General features: G+C 63.2%; 25 protein-coding genes. 15 read left to right on the forward strand and 10 right to left on the reverse strand.

The window, feature by feature from the left end; genetic code table 11:
• Positions 1–170: 170 nt before the first annotated feature.
• The 3 genes from BFE01S_RS00785 to BFE01S_RS00795 all read right to left on the reverse strand — a co-directional run bounded on the left by BFE01S_RS00785 (position 171) and on the right by BFE01S_RS00795 (position 2,881).
• Positions 171–1,097 carry a 2-hydroxyacid dehydrogenase gene (locus tag BFE01S_RS00785; protein WP_028223945.1) on the reverse strand — a complete coding sequence of 309 codons (927 nt, stop codon included), beginning with the start codon at positions 1,095–1,097 and terminating at the stop codon, positions 171–173.
• Between the two features lie 28 nt (positions 1,098–1,125).
• Positions 1,126–1,983, reverse strand: a complete 858-nt coding sequence (locus BFE01S_RS00790) for a GNAT family N-acetyltransferase (protein WP_084169410.1) — start codon at positions 1,981–1,983, stop codon at positions 1,126–1,128.
• A 532-nt stretch (positions 1,984–2,515) separates the two neighbouring features.
• The gene (locus BFE01S_RS00795) at positions 2,516–2,881 is read right to left on the reverse strand and encodes a response regulator (RefSeq protein ID WP_028223947.1); all 366 of its coding nucleotides are present in this window, start codon (positions 2,879–2,881) and stop codon (positions 2,516–2,518) included.
• Between the two features lie 189 nt (positions 2,882–3,070).
• Between BFE01S_RS00795 and BFE01S_RS00800 the strand changes: the two genes are divergently transcribed.
• Positions 3,071–4,288: a sensor histidine kinase gene (locus BFE01S_RS00800; protein WP_028223948.1), complete on the forward strand. Its 1,218-nt coding sequence runs from the start codon at positions 3,071–3,073 to the stop codon at positions 4,286–4,288.
• A gap of 39 nt (positions 4,289–4,327) precedes the next feature.
• On the opposite strand, the gene BFE01S_RS00805 is transcribed toward BFE01S_RS00800, so the two are convergent.
• Positions 4,328–5,044, reverse strand: a complete 717-nt coding sequence (locus BFE01S_RS00805; RefSeq protein ID WP_028223949.1) for a FadR/GntR family transcriptional regulator — start codon at positions 5,042–5,044, stop codon at positions 4,328–4,330.
• A 231-nt stretch (positions 5,045–5,275) separates the two neighbouring features.
• Here BFE01S_RS00805 and BFE01S_RS00810 point away from each other — a divergent pair, with 231 nt between their 5' ends.
• The 9 genes from BFE01S_RS00810 to BFE01S_RS36900 all read left to right on the forward strand — a co-directional run bounded on the left by BFE01S_RS00810 (position 5,276) and on the right by BFE01S_RS36900 (position 14,864).
• Complete coding sequence (locus BFE01S_RS00810; RefSeq protein WP_028223950.1) at positions 5,276–6,826, forward strand: sugar ABC transporter ATP-binding protein; 1,551 nt, start codon at positions 5,276–5,278, stop codon at positions 6,824–6,826.
• Complete coding sequence (locus BFE01S_RS00815; RefSeq protein ID WP_028223951.1) at positions 6,819–7,850, forward strand: ABC transporter permease; 1,032 nt, start codon at positions 6,819–6,821, stop codon at positions 7,848–7,850. Before BFE01S_RS00810 ends, BFE01S_RS00815 begins: the two co-directional genes overlap by 8 nt.
• Before the next feature lie 55 nt (positions 7,851–7,905).
• Complete coding sequence (locus tag BFE01S_RS00820) at positions 7,906–8,853, forward strand: ABC transporter substrate-binding protein (protein WP_028223952.1); 948 nt, start codon at positions 7,906–7,908, stop codon at positions 8,851–8,853.
• An 84-nt stretch (positions 8,854–8,937) separates the two neighbouring features.
• Positions 8,938–9,954 carry an aldo/keto reductase gene (locus BFE01S_RS00825; protein ID WP_028223953.1) on the forward strand — a complete coding sequence of 339 codons (1,017 nt, stop codon included), beginning with the start codon at positions 8,938–8,940 and terminating at the stop codon, positions 9,952–9,954.
• Positions 9,951–10,826 carry an amidohydrolase family protein gene (locus BFE01S_RS00830; RefSeq protein WP_028223954.1) on the forward strand — a complete coding sequence of 292 codons (876 nt, stop codon included), beginning with the start codon at positions 9,951–9,953 and terminating at the stop codon, positions 10,824–10,826. Before BFE01S_RS00825 ends, BFE01S_RS00830 begins: the two co-directional genes overlap by 4 nt.
• Positions 10,827–10,847: 21 nt before the next feature.
• Complete coding sequence (locus BFE01S_RS00835) at positions 10,848–11,858, forward strand: zinc-binding alcohol dehydrogenase family protein (protein WP_028223955.1); 1,011 nt, start codon at positions 10,848–10,850, stop codon at positions 11,856–11,858.
• 31 nt (positions 11,859–11,889) lie between these two features.
• On the forward strand, positions 11,890–13,050 hold the full coding sequence (locus tag BFE01S_RS00840) for a mannitol dehydrogenase family protein (protein ID WP_028223956.1): 1,161 nt from the start codon (positions 11,890–11,892) through the stop codon (positions 13,048–13,050).
• Complete coding sequence (locus BFE01S_RS00845; RefSeq protein ID WP_028223957.1) at positions 13,047–14,573, forward strand: UxaA family hydrolase; 1,527 nt, start codon at positions 13,047–13,049, stop codon at positions 14,571–14,573. Before BFE01S_RS00840 ends, BFE01S_RS00845 begins: the two co-directional genes overlap by 4 nt.
• A 45-nt stretch (positions 14,574–14,618) precedes the next feature.
• Positions 14,619–14,864, forward strand: coding sequence for a hypothetical protein (locus BFE01S_RS36900; protein WP_245620998.1), 246 nt, complete (start codon positions 14,619–14,621; stop codon positions 14,862–14,864).
• Positions 14,865–14,993: 129 nt separating this feature from the next.
• On the opposite strand, the gene BFE01S_RS00855 is transcribed toward BFE01S_RS36900, so the two are convergent.
• Positions 14,994–15,983, reverse strand: a complete 990-nt coding sequence (locus BFE01S_RS00855; RefSeq protein ID WP_028223958.1) for an aldo/keto reductase — start codon at positions 15,981–15,983, stop codon at positions 14,994–14,996.
• A gap of 14 nt (positions 15,984–15,997) precedes the next feature.
• The gene (locus BFE01S_RS00860; RefSeq protein WP_042336946.1) at positions 15,998–16,771 is read right to left on the reverse strand and encodes an SDR family NAD(P)-dependent oxidoreductase; all 774 of its coding nucleotides are present in this window, start codon (positions 16,769–16,771) and stop codon (positions 15,998–16,000) included.
• Positions 16,772–16,890: 119 nt separating this feature from the next.
• Here BFE01S_RS00860 and BFE01S_RS00865 point away from each other — a divergent pair, with 119 nt between their 5' ends.
• A complete protein-coding gene (locus tag BFE01S_RS00865) occupies positions 16,891–17,820 on the forward strand; it encodes a LysR family transcriptional regulator (protein WP_028223960.1) in 930 nt (309 codons plus the stop codon).
• Positions 17,821–17,894: 74 nt separating this feature from the next.
• Here BFE01S_RS00865 and BFE01S_RS00870 read toward each other — a convergent pair whose 3' ends face one another.
• The gene (locus BFE01S_RS00870) at positions 17,895–19,319 is read right to left on the reverse strand and encodes a sensor histidine kinase (protein WP_042336947.1); all 1,425 of its coding nucleotides are present in this window, start codon (positions 19,317–19,319) and stop codon (positions 17,895–17,897) included.
• Positions 19,306–19,971, reverse strand: coding sequence for a response regulator transcription factor (locus tag BFE01S_RS00875; protein WP_028223962.1), 666 nt, complete (start codon positions 19,969–19,971; stop codon positions 19,306–19,308). The genes BFE01S_RS00870 and BFE01S_RS00875 overlap by 14 nt, the downstream gene beginning before the upstream one ends.
• 119 nt (positions 19,972–20,090) lie before the next feature.
• Here BFE01S_RS00875 and BFE01S_RS00880 point away from each other — a divergent pair, with 119 nt between their 5' ends.
• The 3 genes from BFE01S_RS00880 to BFE01S_RS00890 all read left to right on the forward strand — a co-directional run bounded on the left by BFE01S_RS00880 (position 20,091) and on the right by BFE01S_RS00890 (position 23,377).
• The gene (locus tag BFE01S_RS00880; protein WP_407668167.1) at positions 20,091–21,170 is read left to right on the forward strand and encodes an ABC transporter substrate-binding protein; all 1,080 of its coding nucleotides are present in this window, start codon (positions 20,091–20,093) and stop codon (positions 21,168–21,170) included.
• Between the two features lie 128 nt (positions 21,171–21,298).
• Entirely contained in the window at positions 21,299–22,558 is a 1,260-nt protein-coding gene (locus tag BFE01S_RS00885) for an MFS transporter (RefSeq protein WP_042336948.1), read from the forward strand.
• A gap of 147 nt (positions 22,559–22,705) precedes the next feature.
• The gene (locus BFE01S_RS00890; protein WP_042336949.1) at positions 22,706–23,377 is read left to right on the forward strand and encodes a cysteine hydrolase family protein; all 672 of its coding nucleotides are present in this window, start codon (positions 22,706–22,708) and stop codon (positions 23,375–23,377) included.
• Positions 23,378–23,611: 234 nt separating this feature from the next.
• Here the strand turns inward: BFE01S_RS00890 and BFE01S_RS00895 are convergent, their stop codons facing one another.
• Positions 23,612–23,959 (reverse strand): H-NS family nucleoid-associated regulatory protein, encoded by a 348-nt coding sequence (locus BFE01S_RS00895; protein ID WP_028223966.1) that lies wholly within the window; start codon positions 23,957–23,959, stop codon positions 23,612–23,614.
• Between the two features lie 530 nt (positions 23,960–24,489).
• Here BFE01S_RS00895 and BFE01S_RS36905 point away from each other — a divergent pair.
• Positions 24,490–24,813 (forward strand): hypothetical protein, encoded by a 324-nt coding sequence (locus BFE01S_RS36905; RefSeq protein WP_042336950.1) that lies wholly within the window; start codon positions 24,490–24,492, stop codon positions 24,811–24,813.
• A gap of 92 nt (positions 24,814–24,905) precedes the next feature.
• On the opposite strand, the gene BFE01S_RS00905 is transcribed toward BFE01S_RS36905, so the two are convergent.
• Positions 24,906–25,328, reverse strand: coding sequence for a hypothetical protein (locus BFE01S_RS00905; protein WP_156966858.1), 423 nt, complete (start codon positions 25,326–25,328; stop codon positions 24,906–24,908).
• Between the last annotated feature and the right edge of the window lie 170 nt (positions 25,329–25,498).

Genomic DNA, 25,498 nt, shown 5'->3' on the forward strand with positions numbered 1-25,498 from the left:
TTTCATGCTACCGGGCAGGGCCCCCTGTACGCTTCGCCAAATAAATCGCGAAATAGCGCGAATGTGGCGTTTTGAGCGGCCCTTGCAGCATATTCTGCTGCGGCCTGTGCAGGCTTCATCGTCGGGAAGGGACTGTGCCGGGCCGCGCGTCCCCCGGCGGGGTTGCCCGCTCAGTAGCCGCGGGCGCGGTCGATCTGGCCCAGCATAGGCAGCCCGCTGCGATGGCGCCGGATGTTTTCGAGCACGACGTCCACGGCCGTCTCGGGCCGCGTCGCGCTGGCGATGTGCGGCGTGAGACGCACGCGCGGGTGTGTCCAGAACGGATGGGCAGGCGGCAGCGGCTCGGGGTCGGTCACGTCGAGGATCGCGTTTGCGAGGTGGCCGCGTTCGAGCGCGTCGAGCAGCGCCTGCTGGTCGAGTTGCGGGCCGCGCCCGACGTTGATGAGCGACGCGCCCCCTGGCAGCTTCGCGAGGAAAGCGGCGTCGATGAGGCCGTGCGTGGCGGCGGTGAGCGGCAACAGGCACACGAGGATATCGGTGCGGGCGAGGAACGCGTCGAGCGATTCGGCGCCCGCGTAGCAGTCGATGCCCGCCAGGCTATGCGCCGAACGGCTCCATCCGGCGCACGCAAAGCCAAACAGGCGCAGCCGTTCGAGCACGGCGCTGCCCAGCATGCCGAGCCCCAGCACACCCACGCGGCGCGACGCGGCGGCGCGCACCGGCAACTCTCGCCAGACGCGCTGCTGCTGTTGCGCGGCGTAGTCGAACAGATCGCGATGGATGGTGAGGACTGCCTGGGTAACATACTCGACCATGCCTTCGACGATGCCGGGCTCGACCATGCGCACGACCGCGATGTGGTCGGGCACACCGGAAAGATCGAACTGGTCGATGCCGGCGCCCACGGAGAAGATCACTTCCAGATTGGGCAGCGTGCGCGCGGGGTCTTCGGGCGGCTGCCACGCCGCAAGATAGCGCACGGCTGCGGGGTCGCCGATATCGGGCCATACCCGGAACGATAGCGCAGGGGCCTTGTCGGCGAATAGCCGCGTCCATTGCTTGCCGCGCTCGGGATCGGCCTTGTAGAGGAGCGTCATGATAGGGCTCGCACAGGGAATCGAGTCATCAGCCGAGTGCCTGATTGACGATGGCGAACTGGAGCACGTTCGCATCGCGCGGGAGTTCGCCGTTGCGCGCCATCTTCACGACCGTGTCGACGCGCGGCAGGCCGATCGATTCGAGCCATGGGCCGAGGCCCTGCTCGTCGGGCGTATCGATGCGCGTGAACTTGCCCGAGTTGGCCGCGAGCCGGTTCGCGATCAGCGCCTGGGCCCGCTGCATCTGCCGACCGTCGTCACTGGCGACGGCGACGGGACCGATCGCGTGGCCGCGCCCGAACGGGCGCAGCAGCGCGAAACCGAGCACCGTTTCGCCGCGCTGATCGCGCTCGCTACCGATCACTGCGACGCCTCGTGAGACATCGAGCAGCGCCGGCAGCAGTGCGCTGCGATCCAGTCCGCTCGCGCGCGATGCGAGTTCGATCACGCGCGCCGTATCTCCCGGTTCGAGTGGGCGCAGGCGCTCGCCCGGCGGCGGCTCGACTGGTGGGACGCGAAAGTCGCTGCCCTGATGCTGGTGCAGCAGGCCGGTCTTCCTGAAGCCGAGTTTTTCGTAAAGCGGCTGGCCGGCAGGCGTTGCGTGCAACATCGTCGTGCGCGGGCCAAGTGTGTCGAGCAGCCGCTCCATCAGCATGCGGCCGATGCCGCGGCCTTGCTGGTCGGGTGCAACGATCACCAGGCCGAGCGTGGCGCCGCGCTCGCTCCAGGGCCAGCACAGCGCCGTACCGACCAGACGCGCACCCTCTTTGACCACGAAGCCGCGGCCGGTGCTGGCGGCGAGAAGCCAGTCGTCGGCACGATGCGGCCAGCGGATTTCCTGGGAAAGCGCGTGAGCCGCTTCTATATCGGCCTCCGAAAAGGGCATGCAAACAAGGCTTGAGGACGCGGGCAGAGTGGACACGGAGGACTCCCAAGTCGAAGTTCGAAGACACTTTGACAGATGAGGTGCGGCGCGGATAGGACGATCCTGTTGCGTGAATCGCCGCTCGCGACGAGATCGGCATAGACGGGCGCAGCAGGATATTCGCCCAGCCAGGGGGAGAGGCGGCCTCGCTCGTTCGGACAGGGTTTCTATATTTTTAAGCGGGATGTCCGAGGCAATCATGCTGCCGATTTGATCGCGGGCATCGGCGCACCGGCATCGCGAACTGCCCGCCTACCGCGCCGATCCCGACGCCCAGCGCCGTCTTCCTTCGAGAATCTTGCAATCGATTGATGTTTAGACGCGCACCTTGAGGCCAACACGGCCCACGACCGCATGATCGTCGCCATCGAACATCGCGTGATACCTTATCGATTGAACAGGACTGCGTTCAAAACCGATGGCGCGGTGATATCGCTGAGCCTGAGCGCGTGGAGGTCGAGCTGCGCCGACCTCCGCTGACCCGCATCACACCCTACCTCACGCGCCCCTCCTCACAGAGCTGTCCGACCGTTGTCAGAAAGAGATCGACCGGCGCGGGCTTGCGCAGGCAGGCGCAGTACCCCTGTTCGGGCTGCACCGAAAATGTTGTCGCCGTGTGGATCAGCAGTGGCACATGGGCCAGTTCGGGTCGCGCCCGGATCTGCCGGCACAGTTCCGCACCGTCCATGACCGGCATCGCCCAGTCCGTGACGACCAGATCCGGCACGTGCTGCTCGATGCATTCGAGCGCCTCAAGGCCATGGCGAGCGCACCTGACCTCGTACCCGGCCTGGCTCAGGATGAGATGGCATGCTGTCAAAATCTCGGGTTCATCGTCCACCAGCAGGATGGAATACATGAGAGACGGCCCGCAACCTTGCGTTGCTCAAGGTCGAGCAATCCCCGTTCCACGCCGGCCGCCCCGGTAATAAGATAGCTCCGTCGTGCGCCGCTTGCGTAACCTTTGCTGCCTCTGCACGACCGGCTGGATGGCATGCGGGGGCGATGCTGCGGTGCGGCATTTCAAATTGTCAGGGGAATGGGGATGATGAATGAACGGGGGGGCGGGCTGCATCGGGAGTTCGCCCATTACCTGCGGCAGGAGCGCGAGCGCCTGACCGGAGTCTGGATGGCCGCTGTTTCCGCCGACGATGCGCTCGTCGATGCGGACCGGCTGACGTACGAGCAGCTTGCCGACCATCTGCCCGAAATCTTCGAGGGCATTTGCGTGGCGCTGGAGGCCCGCGATCTGGAGCGAATTGAAGCGTCGATCGAACAGGATGCCCGCCTGCATGGCAAGGTGCGCTGGCGGCAGGGCTATCGCATCGAGGAGCTGGTCCGGGAGCTGGACCTGTTTCGCCAGGTGCTGATCGACGCCGGCGAGGAGTTTGCCGGAGTGAACGGCGCATTTACGCGGCTCAATGAGCGGCAGGCGCGCCGGATGGTGGACGAAGCCATCAGCTTCGTGACGGCGAACTCGATCCAGGAGGCCGTTGGCGAGCGTGATCGCCGGATCGAGGAGTACACGGGCGTGCTGGAGCGGGCCAATCACGAACTGACGCTCAGGCAGCAACTGGTCAGCGACCTGCACGAATCGCGCATGCAGATCACGCGCAGCGTGGTCCACGATCTGCGCAATTTCTTGAACGCGTTTTCAGTGGCGCTGCAGCTCATCTCCCGCGCGCCGGCGAAGGCGGAGGCCGGACTGGCGCTGGCGACGCGGCAGGCGGCCGACATGAAGCAACTGGTGGACGACATGGTCCAATATTCCGTCGTCCTGGGCGACAGCGCGCCGCTCGAGGTTGAACGGGTTCAGCTACGCGAGCTGTTCGACGAACTGGCTACGGCCTGCCGGCCCGCGATCGAGGCCAAGGGGTTGCGCCTGCGGGCGCGGTTCGATGCGGGCGACGAGCCGGTTTTCTCGAATCGACTGAAACTCAAGCAGGTTGCACTGAACCTGTTGACGAACGCAACCAAATACACGGACGCCGGGGACGTCGAGCTGGCGATGGGCCGCGATGGCGAGCATCGCTGGTACATGCGGGTCACCGATACGGGAGCGGGCATTGCCGCGGCTGACCGGGAGCGCGTGTTCGAGGAGTTCGAGCGAGCCGCGGGCGACGATATTCCCGGCATGGGGCTCGGACTGGCGATCGTGAAGGAGCTCTGCCGGGTGCTGGGCGGCGAGATCCATTTCGAATCTCGTGAAGGCCGCGGTACACGGTTTGAAATCCGCTTTCCGGTCGCGCTTCGCCGGAAGGGGTAACCGTGCATTGAAGCGGACTCAATCGGCAGTGACGCCTTTTCACTTGCGCGACCTGTAATCTGAATCTTGCTTCAGGACGCCGCTTATCCATCGCTCCCCCGAAGCCTTGAGATGAGCGCGCATCGCTGTTTGCGCCGCGATGGGATCGTCCGCCTGCAAAGCCCTCAGTATCTCCTCATGTTCATTAACCGCCTCGGTCCAGGTTTGGGGGCTTTCCGTGTGTCCGCGCATCGCTGCCGCGATCGGGTCGTGGCGGCTGTCGAACAGCTCGCCCACAAAGCGACTGAGCACGGAGTTGCCCGCCGCCTCCGCAATCAGCATGTGGAATTGCCGGTCCGCTTCGACGGGCGATTTGCCCGCAGCCGAGAGCTTGCGCATCCGCTCAATCGAGCGGCGCAGGCGGTCGAGCGTGGCCGCGGTCATGCGTGCCGCGGCGAGCACCGTTACGCTGCCTTCGATCGCGGCGCGCGCCTGCATCAACTCGGACGGGCTATCGCCGAGCGATCCCACCGCGCTCTCATCGTCGCTACCTGCCTCGCGCACATAGACGCCTGACCCGACACGGATCTCCACCTTGCCGCCGATCTCCAGCGCAATAAGCGCTTCGCGCAAGGAGGGCCGCGAGACGCCGAGCTGGATGGAGAGTTCCCGCTCCGGCGGCAGACGCTCGCCCGCCGGGAATTCGCCCTGACGAATCAATGTGAGGATCTGGGTGGCGATGGATTGGTAAAGCCGCTTGGGTTCTGTTGATTTCACGATGATATGGGGTGCCTGCCAGCTGCCGACAAGTTGAACGGCTCACGAAGTCTAGCATTTCGGCTGAAGTACCGTGGAACCGCCGGTTGCGCCCACTTCAGGGTTTTTCCTATAGGTAAGGCCAGTAAATAAAAATCATATTGGCTTGACCAGATGGGAGGTTTACCGTCTAATTCGTCTCAATTGGACTGACCAGCGCAAAGCGAGGTTGGCCACTTCAAAGGAGACGAGATGAGCGTGCCCCGCGGCCTGTCCGCCCTGGATGCAGACGTCCACAAGCCACCGAACGAGGAGATCCTTCGCCTGGAAGGGATCGGCAAGCGCTTTCCGGGCGTGATCGCGCTCGAGGGCATCAACCTCGATCTGCGCTGCGGCGAGGTCCATGCCATTTGCGGCGAGAACGGGGCGGGCAAGTCCACGCTGATGAAGATCATCAGCGGTCAGTACCGTCCCGACGCAGGAGCGATCCTCTATCGGGGGGCGCCCGTGCAGTTCCTCTCGACTTCCGAAGCGCAGGCCGCGGGCATCGCGATCATCCATCAGGAACTGAACCTGGTGCCGCATCTGAGCGTGGCGGAAAACCTCTATCTGGCGCGGGAGCCCAAACGCGGACCGTTCGTCGACACGCGCAGGCTCAACGCAGATGCAACGCGTTGTCTGGCACGCATCGGGCTGAACGTGGCGCCCACCACGCTGGTCGGTACGCTATCGATCGCGCAGCAGCAGATGGTCGAAATCGCCAAGGCGCTTTCGCTCGACGCCCGGGTCCTGATCATGGACGAGCCGACGTCGTCCCTGACGGAATCGGAAACGGTCCAGCTTTTCCGGATCATCAGGGAACTGCGCGAAGAGGGCGTCGCGATTCTCTACATCTCGCACCGGCTCGACGAAATGGCGCACATCGTCGATCGCGTAACGGTTCTGCGCGATGGCCGCCACATCTCGACCGACGACTTCGCCGCGCTGAGCGTGAACGACATCGTTGCGCGCATGGTCGGCCGCTCGCTCGACGACGCCTATCCGGCGAGGCAATCGTCTCCCACGGACGAGGTCCTGCTCAGCGTGCAGGATCTGCGCCGCAACGGCGTGTTCGGCCCGGTCTCCTTCGAGCTTCGCAGGGGCGAGATTCTCGGATTTGCCGGCCTGATCGGCGCGGGCCGCACCGAGGTTGCGCGCGCCATCTTCGGCGCCGACAGGCTCGATGGCGGAACGATCACGCTTCATGGCCAGCCGGTGACCATCCGGTCGCCGCGGGAGGCCATCCGGCACGGGCTCGCCTATCTGTCCGAAGACCGGAAAAAGGAGGGCCTCGCCCTGATGATGCCGGTTGCCGCGAACATCACGCTGGCGAATGTGCGTGCCATTGCATCGCGCACGGGCTTCCTGCGTTTTCGGGAGGAGCACCAGATCGCCGAACGATACGTCAAGGAGCTGGCAATCCGGACGCCATCGGTCAACCAGATCGTGCGCAACCTTTCCGGCGGCAACCAGCAAAAGGTCGTGATCGGCAAGTGGCTTTATCGCGGCTCGAAGATCCTGTTCTTCGACGAGCCGACACGCGGTATCGACGTCGGGGCGAAATTCGCCATTTACGGGTTGATGGACCGGCTGGCCGCAGACGGCGTGGGCGTTGTGCTGATCAGTTCCGAGTTGCCCGAACTGCTCGGCATGACGGACCGGATTGCGGTCTTTCACGAAGGACGCATGACCGCGGTTCTCGAAACCGGGCATACCAGTCAGGAGGAAATCATGCACTACGCTTCGGGGCGCACCCATGCTTGAAATGACATCAGATTCGACCCAGGCCGCGAGGCAGACCGCCCGGCAACGGCGCCGCGATCTTATCCAGAAGTTCGCGGCACTTGGCAGCCTGGTCGTGCTCGTGATTGCGTTCTCGGTCGCGAGTTCGGCATTTTTCTCGGTGGACAACCTGATGACCGTCTGCCTGCAGGTGACGTCCATCGCCTACCTGGGTGTCGCGGCCACGTGCGTCATCATCACCGGCGGCATCGACCTGTCGGTCGGTTCCGTGCTGGCCCTTGCGGGGGTCTCCGCAGCCCTGCTGGCAAAGGCCGGCGCGCCCGTGCCGGTCGCCATGCTGTGCGGGGTGGTGGTCGGCGCGCTTTGCGGGACCGTCAATGGCATCTGCGTGACGCGCATGCGGTTGCCGCCGTTCATTGCGACGCTGGGCATGATGCTCGTTGCGCGGGGCCTGGCGCTGCAGATCACGGGTGCACGCCCGGTTTCGGATCTCGGCGACGCGTTTGGCGCACTCGGAAACGGGTCACTTTTCCGCATCTCCCACATCGGCGCGGACGGATTTCCCGACACGACGTTTCCGGGTATCCCGTATCCGGTCATCATCATGATCGTCCTGTTCGTCGCAGTCTCCGTGTTGCTGTCGAAGACCTCGCTCGGCCGCCACATCTACGCGGTGGGCTCGAACGCGGAAGCCGCGCGGCTTTCCGGCGTGAACGTGCAGGGCGTCACGCTCTTCACGTACGTCCTTTCCGGAGCCATGGCCGGCGTGACGGGTTGCGTGCTGATGTCCCGGCTCGTCACCGGACAACCCAACGAAGGCGTCATGTACGAGCTCGATGCGATCGCCAGCTCCGTGATCGGCGGCACTTCGCTGATGGGCGGTGTAGGGACGATTTCGGGCACCGCAATCGGGTCGTTCGTCATCGGGGTCCTGCGCAACGGACTCAACATGAACGGCGTATCGAGTTTCATCCAGCAGATCATCATCGGCGTCGTCATTCTCGGCACTGTCTGGATCGACCAGTTGCGCCACCGCAAGCGGTAATCACACGTAGTTCAACGATCACACGTAGTTCAACCACAAGAGAAAGGAGCGAGACATGCGGAAGCTTTCCCTGCTGACGGTATCGGCGATGTTGTGTGCAGCGTTCAGTACCGGCGCTTATGCTGCAGGCGGCGAGATCGCCGTGATCGTCAAGACAGTTAATTCGAACTACTGGCAAAACGTGCAGAAAGGCGCGAACGCGGCGCTTGGCGAAACGAAGGGCTATACGATGACCTTCCAGGGGCCGGCCGCCGAGTCGGACATCGCCGACGAGGTGAACATGGTCGAGAACGCGGTCAACCGGCACGTGGCGGGTATCGTGCTGGCGCCGTCCGACCCCGACGCTCTCGTGCCTGCCATCAAGAAAGCCTGGGAAGCCCATATTCCAGTGGTGCTGATCGACTCGGCAATCTCGGACGCGGGCAAGCCGTACTACCAGTCGTTCCTCTCGACCGACAACGAGAAGGCGGGCGAACTGTGCGCCAAGGCATTGATCGATCGCGTGGGACAGACGGGCAAGATTGCCGTCATGTCGTACGTGCCCGGCGCCGGATCGGAAGTGAGCCGCGTAGGCGGCTTCCGTAAATACATTGCGGCCCATTCGAAGCTGCAGATCGTCGGGCCTTACTACTCGCAGTCGCAGATGGCGACGGCGCTGAACCAGACGACCGACGTGCTGTCCGCGAATCCCGATCTGAAAGGCATCTTCGGCGCGAACGAGCCTACCGCGGTGGGCATGGGGCGCGCGCTGAAGCAGGCAGGCAAGGCGGGCAAGCTGGTGGCGATCGGATTCGACGGCAACGAAGACCTGCAGAACTTCGTTCGCGACGGCACCATCCAGGCGATCGCCGTTCAGGGATCGTGGCAGATGGGGAACAAGGGCATCCAGACGGTGGTCGGCGTCATCGAGCACAAGCCCGTTGCGAAGCTCGTCGACACCGGCGTCGTCATGGTCGACAAATCGAATCTCGACTCCCAGGAGGCGAAGAACGTCCTCTACTAATGGCGTGCCGATCTGCGACGAAGGCATTGGGTTTCGTCGCAGAGGCCCCCCATGGTATTCCCCTGACACCTGCTCCCCTGGTTTATGAACGCTTCCGAAAAACGCGCCTTGTCGCGCAGTGGCCTGGAACTGACCCGGCTCGGCCTCGGCTGCTCCCAGCTTGGCGGGCTCTACCATGCCATGCCGGCCACCGATGCCCGCGCACTGGTCGACGCGGCGTGGTCCGCGGGCCTGCGCTACTTCGATACGGCGCCGTATTACGGCTATACGCTCTCCGAGCGGCGGGTGGGGCAGGCACTCGCGGCGCGCCCGCGCGACGCTTTTACGCTGAGCACGAAAGCGGGTCGCCTGATGCGCCCGGATGCCGGCGTCCGCGCCGGCGAGGATGGCTGGGCCGAACCCTTACCTTTTCGCCCCGTGTTCGACTACAGCTACGAGGGCATCATGCGCTCGTACGAAGACAGCCAGCAGCGCCTCGGCCTCGCGCGCGTCGATGTCCTGTATGTCCATGACATCGGCAGCCTGACGCACGGCGATCGACATGCGCACTACTGGAGCCAGCTCACGGCCGGCGGCGGGTTTCGCGCGCTCGATGAGCTGCGCGCAGGCGGCGAAGTACGCGCCGTCGGCCTTGGCGTCAACGAGTGGGAAGTCGCCGTCGATGCATTGAACGAAGCGCCGCTCGACGTCGTTCTGCTGGCCGGCCGGTACACCCTGCTCGAACAGGGTGCGCTGGAGCCGCTGCTCGATCGCTGCGCCCGCCTTGGCACGGGCGTCGTCGTGGGCGGGGTATTCAATTCCGGCGTACTCGCCGGCAACGGCAAGTTCAACTACACGGAAGCGCCAGCCGAAGTCATCGAGAAGGTGCGTCGCCTTTCCGCCTTATGCGAGCGCTTCGACGTTCCGCTACCGGCAGCGGCGCTGCAGTTTCCATTCGCGCATGACGCGGTCGTTTCCTGCGTGATCGGTGCGCGCAGCGTTTCCCAGTTGCAGCAGAACATGGCGTGGCTCGAACAACCCGTGCCTGCGGACTTGTGGAATGCGCTCGGCCAGGAAGGACTGATCGCTCCCAATGCGCCTGTCCCCGGGAGTCGTCCATGACGCCGCGCGTCGACGCACACCAGCACTACTGGCGCATCGCAGCACGTGCCGGTTACTGGCCGCCACGCGACCTGGCCGCGATCCATCGCGACTTCGGCCCTGAAGATCTTGCGCCGGAACTCGACGCAGGCCGTATCGACGGGACCGTGCTTGTGCAGTCGTTGCCCAACGACGAAGACACGCGCTATCTGCTTGACCTTTCGGAGCGGACCGGGTCTGTGTGGGCTGTCGTCGGCTGGGTGGACCTCAAGGCGGCGGATGCGGCGGATAGTGTCGCGCGATTTGCGGCCCACCCGAAGGCTCGCGGCCTGCGCCCGATGCTTCAGGACCTGTCTGACGACACGTGGATCGACGATCCCGCGCTGGATGTCGCGGTCGGGGCGATGCTCGCGCACCAGCTGAGCTTCGACGCCCTGGTGATGCCGCGCCATCTCGATTCGCTGCATGCATTCGCGCTGCGTTATCCCGATCTGCCGATCGTCATCGATCATGGAGCAAAGCCGAATATCGCGCTGGACGAATTGCCGTCATGGCTGCCAAAGATGGTTCGGCTCGCGAGCCTGCCAAACGTGCATTGCAAGCTCTCCGGCCTGTGGACCGAGGCCGGCGCGTTGGCTGAGGGTAGCGCGTTGCGCGCGCGTAGCCGGCCTTATGTCCGTGTCCTCGCGGATCTGTTCGGTCGACAACGGCTGATGTGGGGTAGCGACTGGCCCGTGCTTCGTCTTGCTGCCGGTTGCACGCGCTACGGCGAGTGGCTGGCCGCATGCGAGGCGGACTGCGAGAGCGGGTTGGGATCTGCTGCGCTCGCCGATATTTTTGGTGGTAACGCGTGCCGTTTTTACCGGATTGGCACACCCGGTCACCCTACCTGACCTGATCGAGAGGATATCAACATGCTTAGCGTGATCTGCGAATCGCCCGGGGTACTGCGCGCCGAGGAGCGCGATTTACCCGTGCGGGGCGACGGCGAAGTACTGATGCGGGTCAGCCGTGTCGGGATTTGCGGTACCGACCTTCACATTTTTACCGGCAGTCAGCCTTACCTCGAATACCCGCGCGTAATGGGTCATGAACTGTCCGCCGTGGTCGTCGAGGCGGACGCCGACTCGGGGTTCGCGGCGGGCGACGGCGTCTACGTCATGCCCTATCTGTCGTGCGGACACTGCGTCGCGTGCCGTCAAGGCAAGACGAACTGCTGCGTCAACATCCAGGTGCTGGGCGTGCATCGCGATGGCGCACTGACCGAGTATCTCAGCGTGCCTGCGCAGTTCGTGCACAAGGCGCAAGGCGTGTCGCTCGATCAGGCGGCCATGCTCGAATTTCTTGCCATCGGCGCACATGCCGTGCGGCGCGCCGATGTGTCGCCCGGCCAGCGGGTGCTGGTGGTGGGGGCCGGCCCGATTGGCATGGCTGCGATGATCTTTGCCGGGCTGCGCGGCGCCACGGTCGTTTGTCTGGACACGCGCGCGGACCGGCTTGAATTCTGCAGATCGCAGCTGAGTGTCGAGGCAACGGTCGCGGTGGGCCCGGACGACGCGGCGCAACTCGCCTCGCTCACGGATGGCGAGTTTTTCGATGTGGTTTTCGACGCGACCGGAAACATCGACGCCATGAACCGCGGCTTTGCCTTCGTCGCGCATGGCGGTAAATACACCCTCATCTCGATCGTGCCGGGTCAGGTGACATTCTCCGATCCGGAATTTCATAAGCGCGAGACCACGTTGCTTGCAAGCCGCAACGCGACCGCCGCCGATTTCGAAACCGTGCTGGAGGCGATGCGTGCGGGCCGCATTCCCGACCAGGCGTTGAATACGCACCGCATGCGCCTTGCTGAGGTACCCGACGCATTTCCGCGCTTGCTGGAACCCGGGCAGACCGTGGTCAAGGCGTTGGTCGAATGTTGAAGGACATGGCGAGGCAATCAGGACAGGCAGCATGAGCACACCCATTCTTCAGTTCGGCACCAGCCGGTTTCTGCTGGCCCATGTCGCCTTTTTCGTATCGCAGGCTCTCGAGCGCGGCGACGCGATTGGCGGAATCGGCGTCGTGCAGACCACGGGCAATCCGTCGAGCCGGGCGCGTATTGCCGCGCTTGCGCATACCCGCAGTTATCCGGTCCGCATTCGGGGCAGGCAAGGCAGTGCGGCGGTCGATCGCGTCGTCGATTGCCATGCCGTCCAGAAGGCGTGGGTCGCCGATCTCGACTGGGCCGACATTCGTCGCGTGACGATCGAGGAAGTGCAGGTCATTGTCTCGAACACGGGCGATGCCGGCTACCGGCTCGACGACCGGGATTCGGCGGACTTGCTTGCCGGAGACGAACAGGTGCCGCACAGCTTTCCGGCGAAGCTGCTCGTCCTCCTGCATGCGCGCTGGCAGGTGCGTCCTGACGATGGGGTGTCGATCTATCCCTGCGAACTTGTCGAAAACAATGGCAACACGCTTCGCGATATCGTGCTCGGCGTGGCGCGGCGATGGGGAATGCCGGCGACGTTCATCGGGTATCTGCAGCATCGCTGTGCCTGGGTGAACTCACTGGTCGACCGGATCGTGTCCGAGCCGATCGACCCGGTAGGCGCGATCGCCGAACCTTATGCGCTATGGGCCATCGAGCGGCGTGCGGGCATGGTGCTGCCATGCGTGCACGAGCAGATTGTCGTGACCGACGACCTGCGCACCCATGAGCGTCTGAAGCTCTTCTTTCTCAATCTCGGTCACAGCTGGCTCGCCGATCAGTGGATCAACGAGCGTCGCCCGTCGAACGAAACGGTACTGGAGGCGATGAGCGATCCGCGGCTTCGGGACGGTATCGAGGGAATCTGGCACGAGGAGGTCTTGCCGGTGTTCGACGCGTGGGGTCTGCGCAGCACGGCGGAGCGCTACATCGAAAGTGTGCGCGACCGGCTGCTCAATCCCTGGCTGGCTCATCGTATCGCGGACATCGCGACCAATCACGGAGAAAAGGTCGGACGGCGAATACAGCCGCTGATCGAACTCGCGGACTCGTTGTCGCTTGCCGCCGCACAGCCGCGTTTGCGAAGCATGCTGGCCGCGCACAACCGCCTGGACGCCGTCGAAGGGAGACACGCATCATGAACGGGGAGACGGTTCTGATGCTTCACCGTGAAGACAACGTTGCCGTTGCGCTTTGCGCACTCGATGCCGGCACGCAGATCGATACGCATGGGCTGCAGGTTCGGGTCTCGACGCCCGTGCCTGCCGGTCACAAGGTGGCGATGCGGAACATCGCCCGCGGCGCGTTCGTGACGAAGTATCGGCAGACGATCGGCGTTGCACTATGCGATATCGCGGCGGGCGAACACGTTCACGTTCACAACGTCGGCATGCCTGAACGTCACGGGAGCTGGCAGCCGGGTCGGGAAAGGACGCTTCGGGATGCAGGGACGGACCGTTCCGACACGTTTCAGGGATTCGTGCGGCCGGACGGTCAGGTCGGAACGCGCAATTACATCGGCGTGATCGCGAGCGTGAACTGTTCGGCCAGTGTATGCCATGCGATAGCGGATGCGTTCAGGGGGCCGGCGATCGATGCCTTCAGGAACGTGGACGGTGTCGTCGCGATCACCCATCAGAGCGGATGCGGGCTGTCGGCTAACGGCGAGGGAATCGCACTATTGCGCCGGACACTGGCCGGCTATGCACGCAATCCCAATTTCGCGGCCGTGCTGTTCGTCGGACTGGGGTGCGAGGTCAACCAGGTCGAAGATCTCGTCGCATCGGCGGGAGCACGCCGCGAAGGGACGGTCAGAACGCTCGTCATTCAGGACGCAGGCGGCGTCCGCGAGGCGGTGACGCAGGGCGCCGCGATCGTACGCGAACTGCTCGAACTGGCGGATCGTGCCGTGCGCACCACAGTTCCTGTGGCGCGGCTGACAATCGGGCTGCAGTGCGGCGGTTCAGATGGATACTCGGGGATCAGCGCCAATCCGGCACTCGGCGCGGCCGTCGATCTGATCGTGCGCAATGGCGGAACCGCGATTCTCTCGGAGACGCCGGAGATCTATGGGGCGGAGCACCTGCTGACGGCACGTGCGGTATCGGATGGCGTGGCGGAGCGTCTACTCGACCGGCTGCGATGGTGGGAGCGTTATACGGCGGAAAGCGGCGGCGAAATGAACAACAATCCGTCGCCGGGAAACAAGGCGGGTGGCATTACCACGATTCTCGAAAAGTCGCTGGGAGCGGTGGCGAAGGGCGGCGGCACCGTACTGAACGCGGTCTACGACTACGCGGAGCCGGTATCCGAGCGCGGCCTCGTATTCATGGATACGCCGGGCTACGATCCGGTGTCGGCCACGGGGCAGATCGCGGGCGGAGCGAACCTCATCTGTTTCACGACGGGGCGCGGCTCGGTATTTGGTTCGAAGCCGGTACCGACGATCAAGGTCGCGACCAACACCGAACTCTTCCAGCGCATGCGCCCGGACATGGACTTCAACGCTGGCGAGATCGTCGACGGTAGTCTCAGCATCGAGGACGCAGGCACGGAACTCTTCCGGTTCATTCTCGAAGCGGCATCGGGAAGGCGTACGTGCAGCGAAGAAAACGGGATCGGCGATCGCGAGTTTGTTCCCTGGTTGCGAGGCGCGATCATGTAAGGGATGACGCGTCGGCTGTGTGTCCGGAAAGTGGAGGTGGACTGCATGGAAGAACCGCAAATCGAAATCGTTGCGTCTGGATTGTCGTCCGACGATGCCGGGCATCCATTTCGTCTCTCATCCCTCGAGACATCGCTCGTGCAGGAAGCGTTGCGTCTGCTCATCGATACGCGGACGCGGGCACTGGAATTGACGACCGAGATGTGTCGCCGGCAACGCTGCGCCGTGCCCGATGTTCACGACTTTCACCTGCCGGTGACGCTTGACCTGCTGCGCCGCTTCGGCGGTTAAGGTTAGCGGCGCAGCGGAGCCGGCGGTCGTTCCAGGGGCGCCCGACCGGATCGCGCGGCGCCATGGGACTCGATCGGCTCCGCGGACCCGGCCTCGCGGGCAACGCAGGGCCTTTATTCGTCGATTGCGTTACCAGTAATGATGAACGTGGGGCGCGATCTTTTCCTGGTACAGGGCACTCAGCACGGCCATGGCGTAGTCAGTCAAAGGCGGCAGTTCACTGGCTGCACTGTTTGCCTTCGCCTGAGCAGCGTTTCTCGCGCCGGGGATGACAGTGGACACCCCTTCGTTCATGAGAATCCAGCGTAGCGCGAACTGGGCCATCGTCGCGTTATCGGGCACGAGGTCTCTGATTTCGTCGACAGCCTCGAGCGCGAGTTCGTAGGGAACGCCTGCAAAGGTCTCGCCCTTGTCAAATGCCTCGCCATTACGGTTGAAAAGACGATGATCGTCGGCGGCAAATGTCGTGGTCCGTGTCATTTTGCCTGTAAGCAGCCCTGATGCGAGCGGCACACGGACAATGACACCGATCCCGCGCTGGTGACATTCCCCGATGAAACGCGCGGGTCTTTGCCTGAACACGTTGTAGATGATCTGCACCGACTTCACGCCGGGGTATTCGATGGCTTTCAGACCCTCCTCGACTTTCTCGACCGACACGCCGTAATTGCGGATTTTTCCCGCTGCGACCATGCGGTCCATGGCGGCAAAGACTTCAGGCTGGTAATAGACCTCCGTCGGCGGGCAGTGAAGCTGGACGAGATCGAGGCAGTCCACGTCGAGATTCCTGAGCGATCTGTCGATAAAAGCACCGAGGTTCTCAGCGGTATAGCCTTTCGCCAGATGAGGGTCCAGCCGGCGGCCGGCTTTCGTCGCGACGAAAGGCCGGGGCTCCGAACCCGATCGCTCCTTGAGGACCTCCGCGATGATCCGCTCCGATCGGCCGTCGCCGTAGACGTCGGCGGTGTCGATGAAGGTTACCCCGCCGTCAAGGGCTGCATGCAGGGCCGATTTCGCATCGCGCTCGTCGACATTGCCCCATGAGCCACCGATGGCCCATGCGCCAAAACCAATTTCGGAGACGTCTCTCCCTGTGCTCCCGAATTTTCGCGTCTTCATTCTGGTACCTCCTTTCATGGCATGAGTTGTCCGCCGTTGACTTCGATGACCTGTCCTGTGACATACCCCGACATGGCGGCCGACGCGAGGAACAGGAACGCCCCCGCGCATTCTTCCGGCAGGCCTTCCCGCCCCATCGGCACCGAGGCCGTTTGCGCGGCGCGGATCTCCGGCGGCGTGTATTTGTCGTGGAACGGTGTCTGGATGAGCCCCGGCGCAACCGCGTTCACCCTGATGCCGTCGTGGACGAATTCTTTTGCCTGGCCGCGGGTCAGGCTGCTGACGAAGCTTTTCGACGCGGCGTACAGTACCGCGCCGGCCCCGCCGCCGGTTCGTGCGGCAACCGACGAAGTATTGATGACGTACCCCCGGGATGCCTTGAGAAACGGATGGGCAGCCGCTGTTGCCTCCCAGACGGATCTTGCGTTCAGGCTGACCACCTGATCGAAGTGGGTGGCCGAAGCGTCTGTCGACGCTATCCGTCCCAGCATGCCGCCGGCATTATTGATGAGGCCGTCCAGTCCTCCCAGCATTTCGGCTGCTGCGACGACGACCCGTGCTGCGCCGCCGGGCTCGCCGACGTCGCCCTGGACGAGATGGATGCGATCTGGCGATTCCGCGCGCAGCGCTTGCGCCGCCGCTTCGCTCTGATGGAAATGCGCGACGACCTGGGCGCCCTGTGCGGCAAACGCCCGTACCACTGCTGCTCCGATTCCGGTCGATGCCCCGGTTACGAGCACTTTCGTGTCCTTGAGGTCGCCGATCAGGGGATATTCGACACGCTGCATTGCATTCTCCGGGAAGAGGGAAACCGGAAGCGGGGACCCCCGGCATCCGTACAGCCTGGAGAAATGATTACACGGTTTAGAATGAACTCAATTCACTCAGACAATGAATCGGGTTCATCATGGCAAGCAATGACCGGGTTGATTTTGCGGACCTGAAGTTATTCCTGGCCGTCGTCAGGAGGCGAAGCTTCAGGCTTGCGGCGATCGATGCGGGACAGACGCCCTCGGCCATCAGCCATGCGATGCGCCGCCTGGAAGATCGCCTTGGCACGAAGCTTTTGAACCGGACAAGCCGGTCGGTTTCGCCCACCGCGGCGGGATTGGATCTGGCCGCGCGGCTGGAGGAGGGTTTCAACCAGATCGGGGCGGCGCTGGCGAGTTTCGAGGCTCCGGGTACCGCGCGGCTCGGATCGGTGCGCCTCAACGTGTTTGCGGATGCGGCCCACCTGCTTGTGGCACCTGCATTACCGGAATTTGCAAGCCGATACCCGGACGTTCAACTCACGGTCGTTGTCGACGATCGTCCCATCGACATCATCGCCGAGGGTTACGATGCGGGGATTCGCTACGGGCACCACGTCCCCGAAGACATGATCGCCGTCCCGCTCACCGGTGCGCAGCGATGGGTAATGGCGGCGTCGCCCGCCTATCTGGACAGGCATGCCATTCCGCGGGACATCAAGGACCTCGATTCGCATACCTGCCTGCAGCTTCTGCTTGGCGACAACTCGAGTTACCGGTGGGAGGTGAACGTTCAGGGCGAGACCGCGCGTCTTCGGGTACCGGGCGCGATCACGATCAACGACACCGCGACCACCATCAGTGCCTGCAAGGCCGGGATGGGCATAGCGTACCTGCTTGAGGCCCGGATTCTGGAAGAACTGCGCCGCCAGGAGTTGCGGGTTGTGCTCGAAGAGCATGCGCAAAGCGAAGATCCTTTTCACATTTACTACAGTAGTCGGCGGTATACCCATCCCGCGCTGCTCGGCCTGATCAACATCATCAGGAGACAGCAGTCGCTCCCGGAAATCCTGCGAACGCATGCGTAGGATTGCGACGACTGCTTTTCGACCGGGCCGCAGGGCCTGCGACCGCAGTCTTGACGCAGCGCCGGCACCGGCTTTTATGGCCGTTGGCCGACTGCGGGCACGACGGGAGAGTCCGGCTGAGGAAACGTCAGCGTAACGACGAAACCGCCGGTGGCTGGAAGATCGAACCCGACGTCGCCGCGATGCGCCGTCATCACCGCCTGCACGATCGCGAGCCCGAGTCCCGAGCCAGAAGGTTGTGCCTTTCCGTCGAGGGAAAACCGCTCGAAAGGACGCAAAGCGGCTTCCCAAAGCTCGCGCGGGATGCCTTGACCGTTGTCCCTGATCTTTATCGTGAGAGCGTGCGGCGACGTTTCGACGTTGACGGCGATCCGGTCTGCGTGGCCGTGCAGGAGGGCGTTGTGCAGCACATTGGAGAGGGCTTCCTGCAGGCTGATGGGATCTCCCGCAATCCAGGCCTGCGCCAGTTCGCTGTCGAACGACACCTCGACATCGTGGTCTCCCGCAAGGGGGATCGCGCGGCCAAGTCCTTCGCGCGCGAGCCGGACCAGATCGACGGGCTGGAGCGGTACCGCTTCGGTGCGGTGTATCACCATGGCATGGCTCAGCAACTGGCCGGTGAGCCGGCCCACATCCGCACAGGTCGCGCGCACGGCGTCGAGGCGCTCGGTGAATCGTTCGGGACGGGTTTCGCCGCTGAGCAGTTCGATCTGCGCGTCGAGCCGCGCAAGCGGCGTACGCATTTGATGTGCGGCGTCGGCAATGAAGCGTTGCATGGATGTCATTCGCTCCGCGAGCCGCCCGATCAGGCCGTTGATGGCACCGACAATGGCGTCGATTTCGCGCGGCGTTTCGTGCTCCACAGGTCGCAGATCGGCCGGGTCGCGCGCCGCGATCACGGTCTCGACGCGGGCGAGCGGCCGCAGCCCGCGCTGGATCGCGAGACCGCTCGCGCCGAGCGCAAGCAAGGTCATGACAAGGATGAGCGTCCAGACCTTGAAGCTCATGTCGTTCGTCAGTTGCTGCCGTGCGTGCGTCGTCTGGGCGACCGTGACCAGAGCCCAGCCCCCGGTCTGCTGCTCGGGAAGATATCGCGCGATGGTGGCGGTGCGGATGCGCTCGTGCTGGAAAGTGCCGTTGGCGAACTCCGGTCCCTGCCGTGCGGCGGCAACGTTCGCCGGAACCGGAAGGTCGCCATAGCCTGCCACCACGACGCCGCGCGAGTCCAGCACGCGGTAATAGACGAGGTCATAGCGCGAAAGCGACGACAGTGCGGCCACCGGCGGGTTGAGCGCGAGGACGCCGCCCTGCACGTAGAGATCCTCCGCCACCTGAATGACTGCGCCGGCAAGTAATTGGTCATAGGCGCGCTCGGCAGCGACGCCCGCGTAATAGCGTGCGATTACGGCAAGTGCCGCCGCACCCGAGGCGACGACGAGTGCGATGAAGAGCAGCGTGCGGCCGAGAAGTGTCTTGCGGAACCAGTCAAAGTGGGACAATTTGATATCCTATGCCGTGCGCCGTGCGGATCTCTACGGAGCTGCCCTGCAGTTTCCTGCGCACGCGGGTCACATATTGCTCGACGGCATTCGCACTCGGTTCGTTCCCCAGGCTGAACAGCTGGTTCAGCAACTCCTCCTTCGAAAAAATACGTCTGGGCCGTGCGGCGAGAATCTCGAGCAACGCAAACTCGCGGCGTGAGAGCGCCAGCGGCTTACCGTCGAGTTCAGCCAGGCGATTGCTGCGGTCAATGGCCAGCCCTCCCAGACTGAGGACATTGTCCGCGTGACCGTTGTTGCGGCGCAGCAGCGCCTGCACACGGGCTTCCAGTTCGCGATAATCGAATGGCTTGACGAGATAATCGTCGGCGCCGAGGCTCAGGCCGCTTACCCGGTCGTCGATGGCGGAGCGTGCGGTCAGCATCAGGACGGGCGTCGCGGAGCCGCCGGTACGCAGGTTGCGCAGGATCGCAAAGCCGTCCATCGAGGGGAGCATCACGTCAAGGACGATCACGTCGAAACGCTCGATGTTCAGCAGGGCATTGGCCGCGACGCCGTTGACTTCCAGATGCACGGCGTGCCCCTGCCTTTCGAGGCGGCTCCGGATTGCTGCACCGATCTGCGCATCGTCTTCTACCACCAGAATGCGCATGACGGACGCTCCTGTAATCGCGTATGGACTGCTTTTGCGGGTTTCCCCGGGGGGCCGGTGTCAGCATTTTCTCAGACTTGGCCGGTAATCTTGCTAACCGTGGAACAGGTTGCATCGATATGATTACCAGAACAACGACGGACGGCAAGATGCGGGAGGAGGCAAGCGGCGTCGGGACGACGTGCGCGAGGCGGCGGGCGTTGATCGCCGCCGGCCTGGCTGCGGCATGTGCTCCGCGGTGGGCGTTCGCCGCCATGAGAACAGTACGCATCTCCAAAGGATACGGTCTGCTCTATCTGCCACTGCTCGTCATGGAGAAACTGCGGCTGTTCGAGCGATACGCCAGCCAGCAGGGGTTGGGCAACGTAACCGTCGACTGGGTGCTGCTCGATGGCGGCAACTCCGTGGACGACGCCATGATGGCCGGCACACTCGATTTTGCGGCCGTAGGCGCGCCCGGATTCATTGAGTTGTGGGCGAGAGCACGGGGCATCCCCAATGTCGAGGTGATCGGCATCAGCGGGCTATCCACCACGTCGCTATCGCTGAATACCAACCAGCAACGAATCACCTCGCTGGACGATTTCACTGCGTCGGATCGCATCGCGGTGCCGGGTATCCGCACGTCGCTGTCGGCCGTCGTGCTGCAGATGATCGCGGGCCGGATGCTCGGCCAGCAACACTTCGCGCGACTCGATGCGATCACGGTTGCTCTGCCTCATCCGCAGGCGTTGCGCGCGCTCGTTGGGCGGGAGCAGGGCATCACCGCGCATTTCACATCGCCGCCCTTCTCGACGGTAGAGCTGCAGGACCCGGGTATTCACCGCGTCACCGATTCGATTGACGTTCTCGGTCCCCTGACGCTCGATGTCGTGTATGCCCCAAGGCACCTGGTGGAGACCGAGCCTGCGTTAGCCCATGCGTTTCTCGGTGCGCTCGATGAAGCGAACCGGTTTATCGATCAGGAGCGCCGCTCTGCCGCGGGCATCTATGTCGCGTCGTCGGCGCTGCGTCTGTCCGAGGATAGTGTGATCCGCATGCTCGCCGAGCCGCAGACGCGATTTTCCGTGTGGCCCGAGCAACTGATGGAATACGTCGATTTTCTGTACATCGTCGGCACAATCAAGACGAAACCGCGCGTCTGGAACGAGATGTTCTGGCCCGCGCTGGCAGGGTTTCGCTCTTCACACGCTGCATAGATCGCGGTTGGCCCGCGGTCCATGCCCATCGATTTGCCGAATGTGGTTAAAAAATGATTTTTAAGGAGTCCATAGTGAAGAATTACGGATCAGCACCGGAGCGGCCGGATGCGGAAGAACGGGATGTCATGTCGAAGATTGCACGCAGACTGCTGCCGATCCTCGTCATCATGTTTCTGATTTCGTTCATCGATCGGCAAAATGTCGGGTTCGCGAAATTGCAGATGGTACATAGTCTGAACATGACGGAGACGGCGTTCGGACTGGCTTCCTCGCTCTTCTTCATCAGCTATCTGGTGTTCGAGGTGCCAAGCACGCTCGCGCTGCATCGCTTCGGCGCGCGCGTATGGCTTGCGCGAATCATGCTCACGTGGGGTGTGATCACGATCCTCATGGCGTTTACCACTTCCATGCAGGGGTTTTGCGGACTTCGACTGGCGCTCGGCATCGCCGAAGCCGGTTTCTACCCCGGGGTGATCTACTATCTGACGCTGTGGTTTCCGCAGAGCTACCGCGCCCGGGTGCTCGGCGTTTTCACGCTCGGCAGCGCCCTCGCCAACATGCTGGGCTCGCTCGTGGGTGGCTGGCTGCTGAGTCTGAACGGCGTGCTGGGTTTTGCAGGCTGGCAATGGGTGTTCATCGCGACAGGCCTGCCGGCGGTGCTGGTTGCCCTGACCGTATTCCGCTTGCTTCCGGCTTCGTTCCGGGAGGCGCGTTTTCTGAGCGAGCGTGAAAAGGAAGTGGTGGCGATCGCGCTCGAACGCGAGACGCCCGAACACGCAACGCACTCCCAGCCGTGGAAGGCGCTGCTTGATCCACGCGTGATGCTGTTTGCCGCAACCTACATGTTGATGTCGACTTCGCTCTACGGAGTCACGTACTGGCTGCCGACCCTCGTCAAATCGTTCGGTGTGTCGAGCAAAACGAACGGTCTGTTAAGCATGCTGCCGTGGGCGTTCGCGGTACTGCTGCTGCTTTGGCTGCCGGGCAGGTTGCGCCGCGCGAGGAGCATCGTGCGTACGATTGCGATCGTCGCAGCGCTTGGCGCACTGTGTTTCGTGCTGAGCCTCGTTTTGCCGACCACCCCGCTTCGCTTCGTGGCGCTGGTATTTGGCGGTGCCTGCATTCCTTTGCTGTATCCGTGCTTCTGGTCCATGCCTCCGCGCTATTTCACCGGCGCGCGCGCGGCCGCCAGCGTCGCCGCGATCAACTCGATAGGCAATCTGGGCGGCTTCTTCAGCCAGAACCTCATGCCGCTCGCAGGCAAGCTCACGGGCACCGCTTTTGGTCCCATGATCGTGCCTATCGTTTGCCTTGCGGTGCTGGGACTCGGAGCGCTCATTGCCTCCTCGCGTTCGTCGCGGGAAGTCGCCGTTTCTGCTGTATGAAGCCTGGACATCGCGTCTTACGGCATCGAAATGCCGGGGCCGATTGTCCACGGCGTGACGAGCTTGCCCGGCCGGGCGGCTAATGACATGAGATTGCCGCGCGAGCACGGGAGCATACGGCGCCGGCACTTTGATGGAGGAAACGCTATGCGCAATATTCACCCTCTACGTCAACTGACGGTTGCGGTCGCGGCGTTTGCCGTTGCGTTGACGGCACACGCGCAGGGCGTGATCGACGAATGGGACCATGTCAAGCCGCCACCCGCTCCGCAGGTCGTGCCGGTGACGCTCGATCCCAAAACGACTGCACTGCTGTTGATCGATATGATTAGGCAGACGTGCAATCCGCAGAAGCGTCCGCGGTGCGTCGCGATCGTCCCGAATATCCAGAAGCTTTTAGAGGAGGCGAGGCGGAAAGGCGTGTTCGTCGTGTACACGCTATTTCCGAGTCCCTCTCCGGCAACGTTCCCCGATCCGAAGATTTCGGACTACGTTCCCGAACTGGCACCCGTGGCAAGCGAGCCGGTCGTGACAGCTTTTGTCGACAAATTCAGTCTCGCCGGGCGCGATACGGGTCTCCAGCACCTGCTGGAGGAACATGGCATCAAGACGGTCATTCCAGTCGGCGTGGCTTCGCACAACGGCGTTTTATTTACCGCCGTATCCGCGGCGCTGCGAGGTTTTCGTGTGGTTGTTCCCGTGGACGGCATGGCCGGAAACAACGCCTATGAGGACCAGGCAGCCGACTATATTCTGAGCAGTTCGATGGTCTATAAGGTTACGCTGACAAGCGTTGACCTGATAAAGTTCTCGCAATGAAGGAATCCAGCCGTCGACTTTAGCCACGGCGTACTCCGGCGCCGTCAATGGCGGGTTCCGCTCGAGTTCAAGGTGCCCGTCCTGGTCGGCGGTCATGTTCTCCGGCTGTCCTATGGAGAAAAGTAGGGAGAAAAATAGGGAGAAAATCGACAGGGGAGACGCAGCAGGTCACCCGGCAGCTATCGATGCGGCCTGTATTTCAACCGTTACCGTCGAATTCGCAGCGGATGGCGTTCAAGGAGCCTGAAGACGCTCGCCTTTGAAAGTGGCCAGCCTGGTGCCGGCGAAGGGGTCGTCGCGCCAATCCACACTCGCTTGTTTACTGGATTGCGTCTCTTCCACGCCCACGCGGCGCACCGAGAAGTGTTCAAGCGATTGCCCGGCACTGGTTGCCTGAATAACCCACTGCGGGGCCGTGCCTTCGCCGTCCCAGGTGTTGCCGGAGGCGTCTCGATACCTCACCGCGCTTAAGCGGAGCTGGTCCTGAGCGATTGAAGCCGCGACGGCTTCGGGAGTGATACCGAATTCGGCCATTCTGCGCTGCAGATAGGCCACAATACTTTCTCGCTTTCTTTCATCCATCCCGGTTGTCTCCGCTTGGCACGCAGCCATCAAGCTGGCAGGTGCAAGTCGTATGCCGCCAGGATAACACAGGTTGAATTCGCCTCCCCGGATGGGCGGCACTGGAAGGATTCACGCTTGATGCAGAAGCCTGGACTGCGAAGCAATGCCGATATTATACGGCTGGTGGTTGCCGAGGGCATCGTGCGCAATGCTGCATGATAGCGCGCGCCTGGCATTCTTTCCAGAAAACGGGCTCTGGTTCTTGAGAAAAGCCTTGAATGAGAGCGACGGGAAGTCACCGCCGTTGTCGAGAAGACAATTTCCGGAAGCCGGTTAAAGCGCCGGTCCCTGTCGCGAATAGCCATTATCCGGAGCGATATGGCGGCGGGTCATACGTCGGGAACGTGCCGGGAACGTGCCTGGAATGGGGCGTGTATATCGCGCAGGCGATAACCGCGGGGAGATTACGTTGTGCTATCTTCGTTCTCGCGGCTGCATGAGCCACGTCTATCTTCCCCGGCGACACTGCCCCCGAGACCGAGGCCAATATGGAATCCGAATGCGATCAGATTCCGGGACCGAACCCGGATCGCTTTACCTGCACGATCGAGGGGAAAGAACTGGTCGTCGTGCTGCGCGACTATTCGCTTTATCGCGACGACATCGACCTGAGCGACCTGTCCAACGGAGGCCATATCCACGCTGCGGCGATCGATGCTCCGGCCCAGGCCGGCGCCATTCTTCGCCGCATTGTCGCGCTCGCCGCATCCGGCGACATCATTGCGCTGTTCTGCGCGAATGCTGAATGCCGCGCGGCGGCGCTCGACGTGCTCGGCATCGACGACGTCCCGGCCGTTCATCCGGCAGCCTAGACTCCAGTCCGGCCCACCATTCGTCGTTGCCTCATCAGTCTGCGCACGCTCTGCCATTCCCTCCCATTTTAGCCACACCCCCTGGCACTTCCTTATTGAAAAGGCCCGCAAAGCCTGTCGATCGGCATGGCCACCAGCACGCTCGTGGTGAACGCGAGACCCGCCGTGAACGCCACAGCGGCGGTCACGCTGCACCACGCCACGAAGCGGATCGGATCGCGTTTGGCCGGCGCAAGCGAAACGATCTGGCGCCATGCGCGCCCCGTAGCAACCGCCAGTGCAAGGCAGACGACGAAGGCCACCACGGAGGCGACAGTCACGAGCCGCTCCACCGTCTCCCACTTCAGCGCGTGGTGTTGCGCGATACCGCCCGCACAGGCCGTCGAAACGAGGTTCACGCACAGCAGCATGTACGAGACCCAGATGAGCGGCGCCGCAAAGAGCGTAACCCAGACGATAACGCGTTGCCGCCGGGTATCGCTCAAGCCGGCGGGAGGAGAGGTGGGAGCCTTCATGACATACCTCCTGACCGCCAGGGCGCGGTCAATCAGGACCGCGAATGGATGCGCAGAAACCGTGCCTGCTCCGAACCTCATGCGTTCGCTCCAGCGGGGCGGTACGGTAGGTACGGGCGTTGCGTCAGCATTCGGTCCAGGCACGCGCAGCCAGGCAGCGCCGTGTCATT

It is taken from the genome of Paraburkholderia ferrariae NBRC 106233, assembly GCF_000685035.1.
Lineage (GTDB): Bacteria > Pseudomonadota > Gammaproteobacteria > Burkholderiales > Burkholderiaceae > Paraburkholderia > Paraburkholderia ferrariae.

What these genes read in the sequence shown, in the direction of transcription:
- BFE01S_RS00875 (WP_028223962.1), bottom strand. Translation starts at nt 19,971, where the DNA reads ATGCGCATTCTGGTGGTAGAAGACGATGCGCAGATCGGTGCAGCAATC.
- BFE01S_RS00855 (WP_028223958.1), bottom strand. Translation starts at nt 15,983, where the DNA reads ATGAAGACGCGAAAATTCGGGAGCACAGGGAGAGACGTCTCCGAAATT.
- BFE01S_RS00895 (WP_028223966.1), bottom strand. Translation starts at nt 23,959, where the DNA reads ATGGATGAAAGAAAGCGAGAAAGTATTGTGGCCTATCTGCAGCGCAGA.
- BFE01S_RS00865 (WP_028223960.1), top strand. Translation starts at nt 16,891, where the DNA reads ATGGCAAGCAATGACCGGGTTGATTTTGCGGACCTGAAGTTATTCCTG.
- BFE01S_RS00880 (WP_407668167.1), top strand. Translation starts at nt 20,091, where the DNA reads ATGATTACCAGAACAACGACGGACGGCAAGATGCGGGAGGAGGCAAGC.
- BFE01S_RS00905 (WP_156966858.1), bottom strand. Translation starts at nt 25,328, where the DNA reads ATGAAGGCTCCCACCTCTCCTCCCGCCGGCTTGAGCGATACCCGGCGG.
- BFE01S_RS00790 (WP_084169410.1), bottom strand. Translation starts at nt 1,983, where the DNA reads ATGCCCTTTTCGGAGGCCGATATAGAAGCGGCTCACGCGCTTTCCCAG.
- BFE01S_RS36905 (WP_042336950.1), top strand. Translation starts at nt 24,490, where the DNA reads ATGGAATCCGAATGCGATCAGATTCCGGGACCGAACCCGGATCGCTTT.
- BFE01S_RS36900 (WP_245620998.1), top strand. Translation starts at nt 14,619, where the DNA reads ATGGAAGAACCGCAAATCGAAATCGTTGCGTCTGGATTGTCGTCCGAC.
- BFE01S_RS00825 (WP_028223953.1), top strand. Translation starts at nt 8,938, where the DNA reads ATGAACGCTTCCGAAAAACGCGCCTTGTCGCGCAGTGGCCTGGAACTG.
- BFE01S_RS00845 (WP_028223957.1), top strand. Translation starts at nt 13,047, where the DNA reads ATGAACGGGGAGACGGTTCTGATGCTTCACCGTGAAGACAACGTTGCC.
- BFE01S_RS00795 (WP_028223947.1), bottom strand. Translation starts at nt 2,881, where the DNA reads ATGTATTCCATCCTGCTGGTGGACGATGAACCCGAGATTTTGACAGCA.
- BFE01S_RS00890 (WP_042336949.1), top strand. Translation starts at nt 22,706, where the DNA reads ATGCGCAATATTCACCCTCTACGTCAACTGACGGTTGCGGTCGCGGCG.
- BFE01S_RS00810 (WP_028223950.1), top strand. Translation starts at nt 5,276, where the DNA reads ATGAGCGTGCCCCGCGGCCTGTCCGCCCTGGATGCAGACGTCCACAAG.
- BFE01S_RS00860 (WP_042336946.1), bottom strand. Translation starts at nt 16,771, where the DNA reads ATGCAGCGTGTCGAATATCCCCTGATCGGCGACCTCAAGGACACGAAA.
- BFE01S_RS00785 (WP_028223945.1), bottom strand. Translation starts at nt 1,097, where the DNA reads ATGACGCTCCTCTACAAGGCCGATCCCGAGCGCGGCAAGCAATGGACG.
- BFE01S_RS00815 (WP_028223951.1), top strand. Translation starts at nt 6,819, where the DNA reads ATGCTTGAAATGACATCAGATTCGACCCAGGCCGCGAGGCAGACCGCC.
- BFE01S_RS00840 (WP_028223956.1), top strand. Translation starts at nt 11,890, where the DNA reads ATGAGCACACCCATTCTTCAGTTCGGCACCAGCCGGTTTCTGCTGGCC.
- BFE01S_RS00820 (WP_028223952.1), top strand. Translation starts at nt 7,906, where the DNA reads ATGCGGAAGCTTTCCCTGCTGACGGTATCGGCGATGTTGTGTGCAGCG.
- BFE01S_RS00830 (WP_028223954.1), top strand. Translation starts at nt 9,951, where the DNA reads ATGACGCCGCGCGTCGACGCACACCAGCACTACTGGCGCATCGCAGCA.
- BFE01S_RS00800 (WP_028223948.1), top strand. Translation starts at nt 3,071, where the DNA reads ATGAATGAACGGGGGGGCGGGCTGCATCGGGAGTTCGCCCATTACCTG.
- BFE01S_RS00885 (WP_042336948.1), top strand. Translation starts at nt 21,299, where the DNA reads ATGTCGAAGATTGCACGCAGACTGCTGCCGATCCTCGTCATCATGTTT.
- BFE01S_RS00835 (WP_028223955.1), top strand. Translation starts at nt 10,848, where the DNA reads ATGCTTAGCGTGATCTGCGAATCGCCCGGGGTACTGCGCGCCGAGGAG.